The organism is Gordonia sihwensis (genome assembly GCF_029632925.1).
In the GTDB taxonomy this organism is placed as follows: domain Bacteria; phylum Actinomycetota; class Actinomycetes; order Mycobacteriales; family Mycobacteriaceae; genus Gordonia; species Gordonia sihwensis.
This window is the reverse complement of the sequence record NZ_CP121249.1, coordinates 1-15,044: the sequence shown is the minus strand read 5'-3', so window position 1 is coordinate 15,044 and position 15,044 is coordinate 1. Positions and strand designations below refer to the sequence as shown.

General features: G+C 64.3%; 13 protein-coding genes. 3 read left to right on the top strand and 10 right to left on the bottom strand.

Going from position 1 to position 15,044, the window contains the following annotated elements; genetic code table 11:
• The first annotated feature begins 200 nt into the window (after positions 1-200).
• Together P5P27_RS20215 and P5P27_RS20210 are read left to right on the top strand one after the other, a co-directional pair.
• Positions 201-1,841 (top strand): ABC-F family ATP-binding cassette domain-containing protein, encoded by a 1,641-nt coding sequence (locus tag P5P27_RS20215; protein WP_101841748.1) that lies wholly within the window; start codon positions 201-203, stop codon positions 1,839-1,841.
• On the top strand, positions 1,838-3,103 hold the full coding sequence (locus P5P27_RS20210; protein ID WP_071329986.1) for an MFS transporter: 1,266 nt from the start codon (positions 1,838-1,840) through the stop codon (positions 3,101-3,103). Before P5P27_RS20215 ends, P5P27_RS20210 begins: the two co-directional genes overlap by 4 nt.
• Positions 3,104-3,204: 101 nt before the next feature.
• On the opposite strand, the gene P5P27_RS20205 is transcribed toward P5P27_RS20210, so the two are convergent.
• The 5 genes from P5P27_RS20205 to P5P27_RS20185 form a co-directional block, all read right to left on the bottom strand.
• A complete protein-coding gene (locus P5P27_RS20205; RefSeq protein WP_143049337.1) occupies positions 3,205-4,287 on the bottom strand; it encodes a hypothetical protein in 1,083 nt (360 codons plus the stop codon).
• Positions 4,288-5,042: 755 nt separating this feature from the next.
• Positions 5,043-5,363 (bottom strand): helix-turn-helix domain-containing protein, encoded by a 321-nt coding sequence (locus tag P5P27_RS20200; protein ID WP_071330018.1) that lies wholly within the window; start codon positions 5,361-5,363, stop codon positions 5,043-5,045.
• A gap of 5 nt (positions 5,364-5,368) precedes the next feature.
• Positions 5,369-6,511, bottom strand: coding sequence for a tyrosine-type recombinase/integrase (locus tag P5P27_RS20195; RefSeq protein WP_071330019.1), 1,143 nt, complete (start codon positions 6,509-6,511; stop codon positions 5,369-5,371).
• Between the two features lie 93 nt (positions 6,512-6,604).
• Positions 6,605-6,895, bottom strand: a complete 291-nt coding sequence (gene nrdH / locus P5P27_RS20190; RefSeq protein WP_101841749.1) for a glutaredoxin-like protein NrdH — start codon at positions 6,893-6,895, stop codon at positions 6,605-6,607.
• 180 nt (positions 6,896-7,075) lie between these two features.
• Entirely contained in the window at positions 7,076-7,540 is a 465-nt protein-coding gene (locus P5P27_RS20185; RefSeq protein WP_006897723.1) for a hypothetical protein, read from the bottom strand.
• A gap of 468 nt (positions 7,541-8,008) precedes the next feature.
• On the opposite strand from P5P27_RS20185, the gene P5P27_RS20180 reads away from it, so the two are divergent.
• A complete protein-coding gene (locus P5P27_RS20180; protein WP_156150526.1) occupies positions 8,009-8,161 on the top strand; it encodes a hypothetical protein in 153 nt (50 codons plus the stop codon).
• 18 nt (positions 8,162-8,179) lie between these two features.
• Here the strand turns inward: P5P27_RS20180 and P5P27_RS20175 are convergent, their stop codons facing one another.
• The 5 genes from P5P27_RS20175 to P5P27_RS20155 form a co-directional block, all read right to left on the bottom strand.
• Complete coding sequence (locus P5P27_RS20175) at positions 8,180-9,088, bottom strand: DUF4192 family protein (RefSeq protein ID WP_039867934.1); 909 nt, start codon at positions 9,086-9,088, stop codon at positions 8,180-8,182.
• A gap of 724 nt (positions 9,089-9,812) precedes the next feature.
• Positions 9,813-10,883 (bottom strand): DUF3644 domain-containing protein, encoded by a 1,071-nt coding sequence (locus tag P5P27_RS20170; RefSeq protein ID WP_101841752.1) that lies wholly within the window; start codon positions 10,881-10,883, stop codon positions 9,813-9,815.
• A 102-nt stretch (positions 10,884-10,985) separates the two neighbouring features.
• Positions 10,986-11,876, bottom strand: coding sequence for a hypothetical protein (locus P5P27_RS20165; RefSeq protein ID WP_101841753.1), 891 nt, complete (start codon positions 11,874-11,876; stop codon positions 10,986-10,988).
• Positions 11,876-13,582, bottom strand: coding sequence for an HsdM family class I SAM-dependent methyltransferase (locus tag P5P27_RS20160; protein WP_233500221.1), 1,707 nt, complete (start codon positions 13,580-13,582; stop codon positions 11,876-11,878). The genes P5P27_RS20165 and P5P27_RS20160 overlap by 1 nt, the downstream gene beginning before the upstream one ends.
• A gap of 250 nt (positions 13,583-13,832) precedes the next feature.
• Positions 13,833-15,044, bottom strand: coding sequence for an IS110 family RNA-guided transposase (locus P5P27_RS20155; RefSeq protein ID WP_101841755.1), 1,212 nt, complete (start codon positions 15,042-15,044; stop codon positions 13,833-13,835).

The window sequence follows — 15,044 nt, the reverse complement described above, 5'->3', positions numbered from 1 at the left end:
TGGTTGCTCTGATCACGTCGTTCGATACACTCGGAATGTGCATTTGTACTTCCTGTGACGGCTGAGTAAGGCCTACCGCGCTCGTTGAGTCATCCGAGCCTGCGGCGGCCGCTCGTTCTCGACCCTGCACGGGTCGCCGTCACCTTGCGCACCCTCGCACGCTTCATAGCCGTGCGGTGCGTCGTTTCCGAAGGATACGAATGCTCTCCCTCAACACCCCTCTATCAGCGCGCCATCGCGCGCAGCTCATCGCCTCCGACGTCTCCGTAACGCGCGGAGCCACCCCCGTCCTCAGCCACGTCGACCTCACGGTCACGGCCACCTCGCGAGTAGCGATCGTGGGCGAGAACGGCCGGGGGAAGTCGACGCTCCTGCACGTCCTCAGCGGCGCTCTCACCCCGGACAGCGGAGTAGTGCAGCGACTCGGGACGGTCGGCATAGCCGAACAAGAGATGCCGACCGGCGGCAACCGCACAGTGGGCCAGGCGGTCGCGGAAGCGATCGCGCAGCCGCTCGCCGCCGTTGCGGCCCTCGATTCGGCCGCGGTGTCACTCGCCGCAGGCGTCCCCGGCGCCGAAGAACGATACGCCGCCGCATTGGAACACGCCGAAGTCCTCGATGCGTGGGATGCCGAACGGCGGGTGCAGATCGCGTTGGAAGCACTCGACGCCGAAACGGAGCCATCCCGGCGCCTGGACGACCTCTCCGTCGGGCAGCGCTATCGAGTCCGTCTGGCGTGCCTGCTCGGCGCCGACGACGATTTCCTGCTCCTCGACGAACCCACAAATCACCTCGATCGAAGCGGCCTCGAGTTTCTGACCACGCAACTGCGGTCGCGAAACGGCGGCGTGGTCGTCGTCACCCATGATCGCGCGCTGCTCTCCGACGTCGCGGAGACGATCGTGGACCTCGACCCGACCCCGGATGACCGGGTGCGCGTGTACGGCAACGGTTATGCCGGCTACCGCGAGGGCCGGCGCGCCGAGCGCGAACGGTGGGAGCACGAATTCGAGCGACAGCAGACCGAGCTCGCGCGGCTGCAGGACAGTCTCAGCTCGGCGCAGAACCGACTCGTCTCGGGGTGGCGACCAGAGAAGGGAACCAACAAGCACGGACGGGCCACGCGCGCGGGCGGGCTCGTGCAGAGCGTGCATCGCCGGCAGGAGCAACTCGAAGCGCACGCGGTGACTGTTCCCGAGCCGCCGCAAGTGTTTCGCTTCCCGGAGCTTGCGACCCGAACCGGAGCGGTGCTGTTGAGCGTGGAGGACGTGACCGTGACCGGCAGGCTTACGCGCCCGGCGGCGTTCTCTTTGTCACACCGCGGGCGTCTCGTAGTGACCGGACCCAACGGGGCCGGCAAGTCCACACTGCTGAGCGTCGCAGCGGGAGACCTCCGCCCGGACACCGGCACCGTTCGTCGCCCGCAGAACGTGCGGCTCGCTTTTCTGCGCCAAGAGTCGGAGCTGCCGCTGGATCGTCGCGCGAGCGAGTTCTACGCAGCCCACGTCGACGCGCTCGTTCCATCGCGTGAGGCAGTCGGTCTCTCGCAGCTCGGGCTCCTGCGCGCCCGCGAATCGAGCAAGCGGATAGGTGAGCTGTCGATGGGCCAGCAACGGCGCCTCGAGCTGGCCCTGGTGCTCGCCACCAAGCCGCACGTGCTCTTGCTCGACGAACCGACCAACCACCTATCGATCGCGCTCGTCGACGAACTGACCGACGCGCTCAACGCCACCCAAGCGGCTGTTGTCGTATCCACCCACGACCGGCAGCTTCTCCGCGACGTCGAAGGCTGGCCGGCACTGCAACTGGAAGCTACGACCGAAAGCGAGGCGCTCGTATGACCCGCGAGACTCCCGACCGGCTGCGGGCGCTGCGCCCTCTCGCTACCCGCGACTACCGGCTGCTGTTCGCGGCCGTCGGTATCGAAGTCTTCGGCACCGGCATGTGGACCATCGTCATGGTGTTTCAGGTGCTCGCACTCGACGACAGCCCCCTTGCCCTGTCAGCCGTCGCTACCGGGCTCAGCCTCGGCCTCTTCGCTTTCTCGGTCCTCGGCGGGGTGGTAGCCGATCGCTTCTCGAAGCGGCGGATCATCATCACCGTGCAGGGACTCACCGCGGCGGTCATGGCCGCCGTCGCGGTGCTGTCCCTCACGGGCGCGATCGAGTTGTGGCATGTCGGGCTCGCCTCGTTCGCCATGGGCGCGGGTAGTGCGTTCTTCTACCCGGCCTACAGCGCCTACCTCCCCCAAGTACTACCGCCCGAACAACTGCTCGCCGCAAACGGGCTCGAAGGGGCTCTCCGGCCCTCGATGGGGCAGGGCCTCGGACCCGCCCTCGGAGGGATCATCGTCGGGGCGTTCTTCCCCGCCATCGGAGCGGTCATCGTCGCCGCGTCCTACGCAGTCGCGTTCGTCATCACACTGTTCCTCAGCCGCCGGGAGGAAACCACCGAACCGGAACAGTCGCAGCAACGCACGAGCGTGTGGGGCGACCTCAAAGCCGGGGTCCGCTACGTCGCCCGCACCCGCTGGCTGCTATGGACCCTGATCTTCGGATCATCCCTCGCGCTCATCATCCAGGGCCCAATCGAGGTACTTCTCCCCTTCCTCACCCGCGACCGATTCGACGACGCCGAAGCAACGTTCGGACTACTACTCGCCGCCTACGGAATCGGAGGCGCCATCGGATCGCTCATCGTGTCGTCACTCAAACTGCCCCGGCGATACCTGACACTGATGATCGGCCTCTGGGGCGGCGGAACCCTCCCGCTCGTGCTCATCGGCCTCGCCAACAACCTAATAGTGATGCTCGCCACACTGTTCGCGGTCGGAGCTGCCACAGGAGCCGGCGTGGTGATCTGGGGCACACTGCTTCAACGCCTCGTGCCACCCGAAATGATCGGCCGTGTCGCCAGTCTCGACTTCTTCGTCTCCATCGCGTTCATGCCCGTCTCGATCGCCATCGCCGGGCCCCTATCGCTGATCGTGCCGATACCAGCCATCTTCATCGTGGCCGGCGTCGCGCCGACGCTGCTCGCCATCGTCGCGCTTCTAGCCGGACGCATGCGGGACGTCGAGACGAGACACCCCCTGGACACTTGACCCAGCGCCGCACTGCGTCCCTGATTGTTAGCGTCCTGGAAGGAATTGACTCGGCTTGGAGTTCTCGGGCCGCGGCTGCCTGAACCCACTCCGATGTGCCCTCAGCGGGGGAGGAAATCTGCTCTCGCGGCGACGAACTCGGAATTGTCGCGTTGCGAGAACTGCGACCATCGGCTCGCTGTCTGCGGCGTGATTCCCATCTGAACGGCCACGATAGCGGCGGGGAGGTCGCTAGCGAGGGCGAGCATGGCGTAGTTCCGGGCGATCCGCGGGCTGACCCCGGCCCGCGCTATCCACCGTCCGAGGGTCGTGGGATGGATCGGCTCGTGGTGTCGTCGGGGAGATGGGAATAGATACGATCCCTCACCGGCTCGCCGAGTCGCCCCCGGATTCTGCTCAGCTTCTTTCACGAGCTGCGCGAAGAGTTGAGCGACCGAGTTCGGGATCTCGATGGGTTCTGTCGATAGCGCGAGATACGTTCGTCCTCCGGCTGTACTGGTGTCGACAGTGGTGAGCCGGTGGATGCGGTCGGTTCGAGCTCCGTAAAGGAGCACGAGCAGCGCGGCAACCCTGGTCGCGAGGCTCACCGTGTCGTCCGACCCGGCGATAAACGTGCGGACCAGAGCGTGATGCTCGTCCTCCCCGCTGACCTCGCTCGGCCTGGCCTGCTGTCCGCGCTCGACGCGGAGTCCCGGATACTGGCCGGTGGACCTGAGCCACGAGATGAACGGTGCGATGTCGCCGGTGCGGGCTGCGTTGCCGCCGACCCACCGGTCTAGGACCTCCTGTGTCAGCGCGGAGAAGCCCGCCCCTTCTTGCTCGACGTGCTGCAGGAGTCGCGCGGCCGCGCGGATCCGTTCACGCGCGGAATCTGCGACACCGACCGTGGTACGGCGGCGTCCTGCCCGCCGCCGCACAGTCCGCAGCACCTTCCATTGTGCATAGGGAGTGATCTCGGCGGCATGGTGTGAAGGAAGCTGGATCAGGTACTCGTCGACCCATGTTTCGAGCCGCTCAGTCTGCTCATCTCGTACCGGGAGAACGCCGACGTCGACCAGGAGCGCACGGAGATGATGTCGCGCCTGCCCAGGCGGACACGCGTCAACGCGCGCATGCGTGATCGACTCTTCCGACCCGATCGCTCGGAGCAGAGCTCTCGGGGTGGGCTTGAGCAGCCATCTCATGGTCGAGTCCACGCGACCTCGATAAACGAGCGCGTCCGGGAGCCCGGCCAAACGCCCGGGGATCACCCCCGTCGCGGACGCGAGGAGGTCGCCGGCGGCTCGAACGACGGAGCAGCGGATGCAGGTGTTCTCGAAGTGCTGCTCACCCGGGGCGCCACACGTGGCACAGACGTAGTCGCGCGTCGACCCTGCACACGGCCCGCAAACGCGCTCCCCTCGGTCATCGCGACCGATGAGCGCTTTCACCTGCCCACAAGACCCGCAGCCGTCGGGGTGGCGGAGCTCGCGTCGATAGCACACGCCGCATATAGACCCGAGGGGCCAGGTCGTATGAACCGCGCGCTTCTCACCGCAGATGGCGCACTCGGCGATGGGGGTGCGGTAGCAGCTGTGGCACAGATCTGCTACGCCATTCTGGTGGCGGGTTGCGACGCGTCGCTCCCGTCCGCATTGTCCGCACGCTCTGACCGGTGCGGAGTAGCAGCGCTGGCAGAGATCCTGACCGTCCACGATGGCGGTGACGTGATCGACACGGCCGCATCCCGCACACGCCCGCTTAGGGCGCGCGCAGTGCCCGCAGAGTGGTGCGCCGTCCTCGGCTCGAGCGCTGGGCGCACGGATGCGACCACAGCGCGAGCACTCCATACGTCGGCTGACGTTGTAGCACGGTCGGCAGAGCCCTCCACCGTCGGGGAGTCGTTTCACCCGCGGGGCGCGGCTTCCGCACTCGGAGCAAGGATGCTCCGGCACCACGGTCATTTCGAATGCCCGGGCCGATTGATCGTCGTTCGGCGGGCGGATACTCGGCTCTTCCGCGGGATGACTTCCCCGGAAGCCTTCCTGGCGGACGCCTCGACGATGCGGGGTTCGATGAGGTCGTTGGGTGTGCACTCAAGGATGTCGCACAGCGCGATCAGCGTAACCATGCTCAGGCGCTGCGGCTGACCCGTCACCAGCCGGTAGGTCTGCTCCCGGGAGAGCGCGACACCACGCTCAGCGAGCAGCGGCTGCAGGTCCGTCGTGGCGAACATTCCACGCTCCGCCATCTTCGCTCGCAGATGCCAGACGTAGTCCATCTCTTTCACCGTGCTGCCTCCTCGAAGTCGGCGCCGTAGCGGGTGTGAATAGCTTGGGTGAGCAGCCGGTTCCGGTACTCGTTAGAGACGCCGACGTAGATCGCGGTCGTCGAGGAAAACGAGTGCCCCACCTGCTCCTGAATGAACCGCTCCGGGTAGTCGAACTCCACCAGGTGCGTCACGTACGAGTGCCGCAACGAATGCAGATCCAACGAAGAGTCGATCCCCGCGGCATCACGAGCTGTACAGAACGCTTCGTTCGCCGCACGCCTGCTCAGCCTCGTGCCCCGTTCGGTCACCCACAGAGCAGGCGACGAACTCGACGATGACGACAACGCCGGCCGAACCTCATCGAGGTAGTGCGCCAGCGTCTCCGCGATCCAGCCCATCTCCGGAACGGTGAGCACCGTGCGCCGCTTCGACGGGCCCCCGCGGCTCGCTTTGCCATGGCGCACCGACAGTGCACCGAATCGGTCTAGGTGCGGCAGCTTCGCGTTGCGGCGGAGATCCACGAGATCAAGCATGACCGCCTCACGTCTTCGCAACCCGAACGCATAGACGCACTTGAGAAGCGCGGCGTCCCGCACGGCCTGAACCGCACCCTTTCGCCGTCGCGACAGGATCCGGGCGGCGAGCCCGTCGGCCGCATCGAACAGCGCCTGGACTTCGTCGAATGTCAACGGTCGCCGCGCGGCATCGCCCTCGTACTCGCTGACATGCACAATCGAGTTGTCCTCATGGAACACCTGTCTGGGTGCAGCGCCAAAACGCGCTTCACACTCGGACAGCCAGGGATATCGAGGATCAGTGATGTACTCGCAGAACATCTTGATGTCGATCTCGTATCCACGCAGCGTCGATAGCCGCAACGGCTTCACGCCCGAGCGCAGCTCACTGATCCACGCCTCCGCCTCCGCCGGCGTCCATTGCCACGGGTACATACCCGTGAAGTCCACGAACCGGCGCACGAGCCGCTCTCTCGCCGCAATCGTCGGAGCCTTCAAGAAGCGAGCAATCTGCTGGGCTCGCCACCCATTCAACATCCCGTCGAGCACGGCTCCCTCAGGGTCAAGATGAATGACATTCCGCGCGGAGACGAGCCGCTGCGCAGACGATGGATCAACTTCAAGCACATCCTCATGATGCATCCAATACAACATTGATGCAAATGAAGTACTCTGGGTGATCAAGAGTGGCGCAGAGACCCCCGGCCCCCTCGACATCCTTCTTGAGCTCAGGCTCTACCGCGCGGGCGATCGCGCTTCGCGCGTTGCATCGGATGGCAATATCGCCCGTTTGGCGAGCTGCTTGATGCGGTCGGGGCGGAACCCTGACCAGTGGTCGTCTCCGGCGACGACGACGGGGGCTTGGAGGTAGCCGAGTGAAAGGACGTAGTCGCGGGCGTCGTCGTTGGTGGAGATGTCGACGGCAACGTAGGTTATTCCGGCCTTGTCGAGAGCTTTGTAGGTGGCGTTGCATTGCACGCATGCGGGCTTTGTGTAGACGGTGATGGTAGGGGTCTCTGTGCTCATTGTTTCGTATCCTGATCTAGTGCGAGTCGAGCCGTGTTCGTTTCTTTCATCATAATCGAGTACGCGCGATATTGCTAGGCTTATTCGAGTATTTTAGGCAACGATTATATGTCGATTCGTCGGGCGGTTACTTTGTTTTCTTCGACGTCGTACTTCGCCTTCTTCTTGGGGTGTTTGGGGCTATTCGTTGGTGGTGGGTGCGGGTTGCCAGGTGCCGCTGCGGAGGCCCTGTAGGTGGTCGTCGTGGCTGGCGTATTCGTCGGCGAGGGTGGCGAGGACGGTCCAGGATTGCAGTCGGGAGAGGTGGTGTTGCCACCAGGTCCAGCGGGTCGGCGGGTTGTGGGGGTCGATGCTGGTGGGGTGGAGTTTCTGGGCGCGGTTGACGGCGAGCTGTTCGATGATGCGTGCATGGTGTTCGTTGACGGCGGCTGCGCGGGTGGCGGCGGTGATGACGTCGTCGTCGTGGCCGGTGAGGTTGTTGGCGGCGGTCCAGAAGATTCCGGTGTAGGTGCTGGCGAGGTCGTTGGGGATGACGGCCGGGGCATACATGGTGGTGTCCTTTTCGGTTAGCGATCGGCGCAGGCCGCGCGGCATATTGTTGTCGATTTCGATCGTTTCTTGCGCGGTGGTGGTTCGCTGGGTCATGAGGGTTATTCCTGACTGTTGGTGGGTGGGGATTTGTTGTTGCCGGCCATCGTTTACTGAGTGATCGGAACGCAAGGGTGTGAGCGAAAGAATGTCCGCGAAATAAGCGAACGTATGTGAGCGCGTGGATATTGTTTCGAGCCTGTAGGGCCGACGAGCGTAGCGAGGAGTCAGGCCCTTGCGTGGAGTGAGCGAAGTGAAAAGAATTGGCCTCACAACAAACCCCGTCGCTCGCGTGGGGTTGGCAAGGGGCCGCACCGGCGAAGCCGGTTCGTTCCGATGGGTGAGGTGACGCTAGTCGCCGGCATCGGACGGGCCGTCTCGGACGCCGGAGGCGTCAGGAACGGGCAGACGTGGCGCGGGTCCGGCAGGGATTACCGGCTGCCGCTGGCGTGCGGCGCGTCCGGTGCGGGCGCCTGCCCCTCGATGGGGCGGCGTCGCTGTGGGGTGCGGACGTAGGGTGGATTCATGATGTCTGAGGTAGAGGTCGCGGTCGCGTCTGTTCCAGCGGTGTTCGCTGGCGCCTTCGGTTCGGCGGCGTCGGGTGTGGTGGGCGTCGATGTGTCGTGGGCGTCGCGCGGTGTGGACGGCGATGCCGGTGGTCAGGCCGTTTTGGTCTGACCACCGGCTCACTGCTGCCTAGTCGGTGGCGGCGATGGCCTCGGCGAGGATCTCCGGCGGGATCCCGCTCTCAAGGACGCGGGTGAGGATCATGCCGATGCCGAGCAAGTCACCGTCTGCGGCGGTTCTGGCTGCGTCAAGGAGCATTCGGGCTTTACCTCCGTTGCCGGTGAGGTAGATCGCAGCGGCTGCTGCGGTGAGCAGGTGTGCGCGGTCCTGTCCTCGGAGGTGCCGGGCCAGCTCGATGAGGGCCTCGGCGGCGGCGCCACGTTCGCTGAGGGCCAGACGAAGGATTGCGTCGCGGAACCCTCCCATGCGCGAGTAGGTCGCAAGGCTCTTAGCGAGTTCGTCCGGTGCGACCTCGGTCGGCGTGCCATGTGTGATCACGGTGCTGAGTTCGTCGAGTGCTCGGCTGGCGGTGATGCGGGCGTAGTCGTCGCCGGTGTATTCGGCGACGGTGCGCTCGATGTCGGCGACGAGCGTCTCGCGGCTGTCGGTGGGCGCTCCTCCGGTCAGTCGGCTGTAGAGTCCGGCGGTCGACGCGTCGGGATCGTCGACGAGTCCGGTGTCCTTGGTGTCGAGGTTGGTCCAGCGGGCTCCGTACTGGATGACGGGCGCGTGCAGTCGGCGGACGACTGCGATGCCGTGGGCCGCGTAGACGGTGGTGGCCTGGGCGGCGAGCTGCTCAACGTCGGCCGCGTCGAGTTCTTCGGAGACGATGACGACGATCGCGGACTGGGCATCGAGACTCTCGCCGACTGCGCCGACATTGTGCAGCTTGTTGTCCGCAATGTCATGGCGGGCGGTGAAGGCCATCTGCTGGTCGTTCGTGAGCATTATGGTGACGATGGATTCGCGCGGTGCGAAGCCGATGACTCCGGCTGCGGAGGTGACGATGTCGGTGTCGGTGCTGATCTTGATAGCCATGATGGTTGGCCTTTCATCGTTGGTCGGCACAGGTCCTGTGTGCCGCTCTGTCTGACGGTGGTCGGTGTGGTGGCGCTGGCGGCGGCGCGCGAGGACGCCGCCGACTTTTCGTTGCGGTGTCGGTGGGCTGATTCATGGCGATACCTTCCAAACTGTTGATGTGGCGGCTTTGTGTTGTTACCGGCCATCGTTTTAGCGAGGAGTGGAGCGGAAAGGGATGAGCGGAAAGAATGTCCGCGAAATAAGGGAGCGCAGCGACCGCGTGGACATTGTTTTCGAGCCCGTAGGGCCGGAGGGAGCGCAGCGACCGGAGTCACGCCCTTGTAGCGCAGCGACGAGTTAAAAAGAATGGTGGGAACAACACAAACACCGAGCGCTTTTCTCGGTGTGAGGCACCGCGTAGCGGTTCATTCCCGATGGTTGAGGCGACGGTAGGAGCCGGCATCGGACGGGCCGTCTTGGACGCCGGAGGCGTCAGGTCCGGTTGACGTGGCGCTGGGGTCGGCAGGGCTGGCGGTGCCGAGGGCTGCTCGGACTGGGTGCCCCCTGCTTGACCACAGCGGCGGGGATCTCAATGCGGGAACGCAAGCTTCAGCGTGAGCAGGTGCTGCCGCACAGAGCTGCCTTGGGTGAAGGCACGCTTGACCGCAATCCGATTGGGCCTATGAGGCCGAGAACGGCTAGCTAAGGTTCGTGGGATGGCTTGGCTGAGAAAGCATCCACATCAAGAATCCTTCGGTCTCGGAGTCAAACCCGTCGCCTCACGAAATCCTGCCTCCGTCTTGCACTTCTTGATCAGCCATTTCACGCACACCTCTGTGTAGAGGTAGTCGCCGTGCGCGCTGTCGTAGACGCAGAAGTCCGACCTGGTGTTTCGCGGGTCGCCGGTTCCCTTCGGGGGTCGCCAGTGGTTCTTTCTCCACGCTGCCGCCATTTCGTGCGACGGGGCGAAGTGAAACGGGATCTCGGCGGCCACCTTCGCGGCGACGGCACCAGGCCTGTACTTGTCGTCGTTCGAGACGGGGCGCGTCTTCTGTTTCGTAATTACATATCCCCGTTTGTTGGCGATCTCTTCGGCGGTGACGCGCTCCTCTTCTGTGAGGTCATCGTAGTTGACGAACTGCAGTGACAAGTCTCCCTTGCGGTTTCCGCTCTCCAGCAGAATGGTGAGCCGCATGCAGTAGCGGGGGTCGCGTGAGACCGCATCGCTGAGGCCGGCATCGTATTCGGCAAGGAACGTACGTAGATCCTTGGGCAGGGTCTGGGTCAGCTTCAGCAGGTCGCTCTTGCCTTGGTCGGTGAAGCCCCCGATGAACACGGGGAAGTGTAGCCGGTGGGCCAGTGAGTACTTCTTGCCGGCGAATCCGGTCACGAACTCTTCATAGTTGAGAAGCATCGAGTGGCATTCGCCGTTGACGATCGTTGCCAGTGCGTCGTCGGTGCCGGTGTGCCGGTGCTCGATCTTGTTTCTCAGAGCGATGAAGAACTCGAGGTTGGCTCGTACGACGGACTGATCAGTAGGGTGTTCCTGCCGAACGAACCATTCCAGAGGTTGCGACATCCGCTCGTCGTTGATCCGCTTGTAGCGGAGTGGTTTCTCCGACTTCAGCACGTGGTAGTTTTCGCCGGCACGCATCCACTTCGCTTGGAAGGCGTACAGCCACGCGATGTGCATGTGGATGATGAATCCTTCGAGGGAGCGTTCCCGTCCGGGGTCGTTAAACAGGCTGACAGCGAGAAGAGCCTCCTGTTGTGACGCCTTGAGGAGCAGCTCCCAGCGCTGCGGGCGAGCCATCCTACGGCCCTTCTCTTGCCGCGGACGTGTATGTCTGAGCAGCTCGTATGTTGTTGCTCACGCAGCCGTCTCCCCAACCTCGAGTCGTGCGGTTGCCATCTCTCAGCCGCCGTCAGGACTGTTGGGCAGTGGTAGGTCACGGCGCTCTCGGCGTTCCCTGACTCGAACGTGGTACGAGATGGGCGTGACGGACAGGAGATGGTCGATCATCCCAGTGAAAAAGCTCGCTGGGCTGATGTCGTCGGGCACCAATTCTGGGTATGCGGTGACGGCGGTCTCGGCGTTCGACCCATCCCAGTCGACCAGAAGCAGAGCAGTTGCTGTGTAGCCGTTGACATCTCCTCGATGTCGGAGCTTTCGGACCATGTCGATCGTGCGCTCGAATGCATCAGGTTCATCGCGGATGATCGTGGCGCGCTGGACGAAGAAGTACCCCACCGAAGCCAGCGGGTAGCGGCCCCGGAGATTGCTGGCGTCGCCGTAGGATTCTTCGAACCGGTTGGGCAGGTTCTTACCGAAGCTTGAGAGTTGCGCTTTGGTCGACACGAGCAATTCCGGTCCCCGGTCCCACCGTGCGATCACAACATCGACCTGCTTGGGGTATGCCTGACCGAGCACACGAGCGTCGACTGGTGCAACGGCGGCGATCGACGGTAGTCGCGCAGCGACCTGTTCCCTCAGCGGACCCGGCAGCTTCTCGAGCAGCACGCTGATATCCCGCGGAAGCACGCGAGGCCTAGAAGCTCTGGGCCACACCTCGTCTCGCTCGAATCCAGCTCGGCGAAACTCATGGGCGATCCACGCATCGATTCCATTGGCGAACTTGCCGCTCTCCGAGGCCGCGCCTTCTGCTACGGGTATTCCAAGTAGCTGTTCGAGAAGTCGGTAATCGGGGATGTAGGCAGGAGTTTCACCACGGTGGTGCGACCACGGGTCGGTGGGTTCGTCTCCGAAGAGATGATCAAACTGGCTGAACGAGTCTGTGCGCGCCATCAGCTACTGCGCCGGGGGTTCGCGGCACGAGCGAGGCGGCGTGCAGACATGAGGGCATGCGCAGCAACGAGCTCAGCATGTTGGTTGTCCGATACGCCCATCCCGTCACGAAGGACAATGTGGTCGACGAGCCGGACGGCGCCGAGCAGATCGCCGCTGCGGAGCGCTTCGCGCACCGGAGCTCGCAGATGCCGTAGGTCCGGCTCCAACCGCTCTACTAGTTGGGGCGAGGGGAGCGGTAGATGGTCGGCCTCTCGCGGCTCGATCTTGAGCATGCCGCCACCGTAGGCACGTCCGACGAGCTCGGCCCCGAGAAGAGTCACGGTGTTGAGCGAGGCAATGGGCAGTAGCGCGGCCCCAAGAGGTCGATGCTCGGGTTTCAGGTAGATCCCATGGACGCTGTTGAGGTGCACTGCCCTACTTGAGTTGGTGGTCATGCGCGGCGTGTCAGCGTTCATATAGGTAAGCAGCAAATCAGCGGGCTCGCTGATCGGCACCTGCCACCACGGCGAGCGGACACGGCATTTGTAGGCTTCGTGCACTCCGGACTGTTCGCCCTCGTCCAGGTAGCGTCTGGCCCCTGGCGACATCGCGGAGCGCTTGACTCCGGGGCGGAAGAGTAGTGTCTGCGCTCCTTCGGCACCCAGCCTGTTCAGCGCTTCAGTCGACAGCGACAGACCGCGTAGGTGGCGACTTCCCGGAGGGGACAGTCGCACTGTCTCTGAGTCGCGAAGGCGCAGTTTCCGTGCTTGTGCAGGTGACAGGGCGAAATATTGGTTGCGGCCGGTGACCGCGCCGAGAGTGGTCTCTCCCCACTCGTGTAGCACCCCGAATCCGGTGCTGTCGGCGAGATCTGAGTACGCCTCGAATGCGGTGGCGGGCAACAATGCAGGTGTCCACTTCGCACGCGCGTGTGCGGGTCGCCACCGGTGCTGTGCCGCACCGGTTGACAGTTCATCGTCGAGGTCATCGATCGACCGGACTTGGTGCAGTTCGCAATGATCCGTGCCGCCCTCGGCAAGTGCGTCCTCGGCGAGGAGAAGCACGACCTCTTCCTGAACACCCGGGAATACCCGCTCTGTGAACATGACCAGACGTACCCGCCCAAACCGCTCCATCAGGTAGCGGCGGACCTCCGCTGCGTAGTTCACCGATAGCAGTTCCGCGGGCACGACGAGGCCAAGACGCCCGCCTGGGCGTAGGAACTCGGCCCCGTGCACTGTTGCTGCCGCCCACATGGAGGCGAGGCCGGTCAGACCAACACCGCCACGAAGAGCTGCACGCCGGCTCGCGAGGCGAGCGGCACCCGAATGATCCTGGTACCGGACGTAGGGCGGATTACCGATAACAACATCGAATCTGCGTTCGCTCGGGACCTCGAAGAAGTCGCCTACTCGGATGCTTGCTGAGCGGCCGGTCGACTCCACCAGACTGGCCGCAGCCCGAGCACTCGGCTCGTGAATCTCGATCCCCTCGAGCTGGGCATGCGTACGTGGCGCCCCGAGTTCGTCCAGTCGACTCGCCGCTGATATCAGGAACGCAGCTTCGCCACACGACGGCTCCAAGACGCTGTCAAGAGGATCACGGACTGCCCAACGAGAGACGAAGTCGGCGAGCGCCGGCGGTGTGAAGAACGCACCACGGGCCTTCCGCAGCGCGAGAGTGTCCTTAACCTCGGTGGCGGCGGCCTGCACAACTCGAGTCACGCTACTGACCCTTCGTGAAGTGCGTCTGCAAGGATCGCGGCAGCACACTCGCTGACAGACGTGCCTCGACTCGACGCTTCCGCGGCGAGTTGCTCGGCGAGCCCGACGGGCACTCGAACCAACACAGCCTTGCGCTCACCGCGCCAGTGGCGTCGACGCTCTGACGCAGCCACCTCATGTTTCGATTGCACCCGAAAGTTGTATCAACTTCCGCCGACAGCTTTCGTGAGGCGCGCTCGAAATGAGTGATCTACGCGGCGACCGGTGGGGTCGTTGACAGAGCGACGGGTTGAGGGGTCCACAACCGTCCATCTCGAATAAGTGCCCACACAACGTCGACGAGTCGCCGGGCGAGTGCGATGAGCGCGTGAACATGGGAGCGTTTCTCGTTTCGTTTGCGCTGGTAGAACTCGCGGGATGGCCCGTCGCGTTGGGAGCTGTTGAGTGCTGCCATGTAGAACACCTTGCGTAGTCCGCGGTGGTAACGCTGTGGTCTGCGCAGGGTGCCGTGGCGGTTGCCTGAATCGTGGGGCACTGGAGCAAGTCCGGCGTAGGCGGCGAGTTTGGCGGCCGAGCCGAAAGAGGTGAGGTCGCCGCCGGTGATCGCGAGGAGTTCGGCTCCGCTTCGGGTGCCGATGCCGGGTACGGATTCGAGAATCCGAGCGTGGCGATGCTTGCGGAACACCTCGGTGATCTGTTTGTCCAGCTCGTTGATCTGGCGAGTGAGTGCTATCAGGGCGGTGGCTGCCTGCTGCACCAGCCGAGCCGTGGTCGCCTCGCCAGGCAGGGTGACGGTCTGCGCGGCCGCGGCGGCACGGGCCTTGGCGATCATCTTCGGGATGGTGGGCCGGCGGACACCGTGACCGCGTAGGTGGTCGTAGATCTCCTCGTCGGACACTGCGGCGATCGCAGCCGGTGTGGCAAAGCGCGTGAGGAACGCCAGGCCGGTCAGCGTTGAGTAGTCGAAGCACCGTTCCAGACCAGGGAAGATGCGGGTCAGCAGGCCGCGCAGCCGGTTGATGCCTCGAGTACGTTCAGCGACCACATCACTGCGATGCCCGGTCAGTAAGTCGAGTTCGATCGCGACATCGTCGGGAATTGCGATTGTCGCGAGATCACCACGCAGCCGGGCGGTCTGGGCGATCACCACCGCATCGCGGGCGTCGGTCTTGCCCTCGCCGGCGAACGCGCCAGTCATGCTATGCACAACGCGACCAGGGACATAGCGCACGTGCTGGCCGCGGCTGGACAACACCCCTCGGAGCAGGGCCGATTCCGGTGCGGTCATGTCGATCGCCCACACCACCGATTCGATCTCGGACACTCGGTCCATGATCGCTTCGATGGCTGCCTGGTCGTTGGGTACTCGTCGCGACCACAGCACCACTCCCGCGTCGTCGACCGCGGCGGCGTGGTGTGCGTGACGACCGACATCGATTCCAACCCAGACTCTTTCGACCAT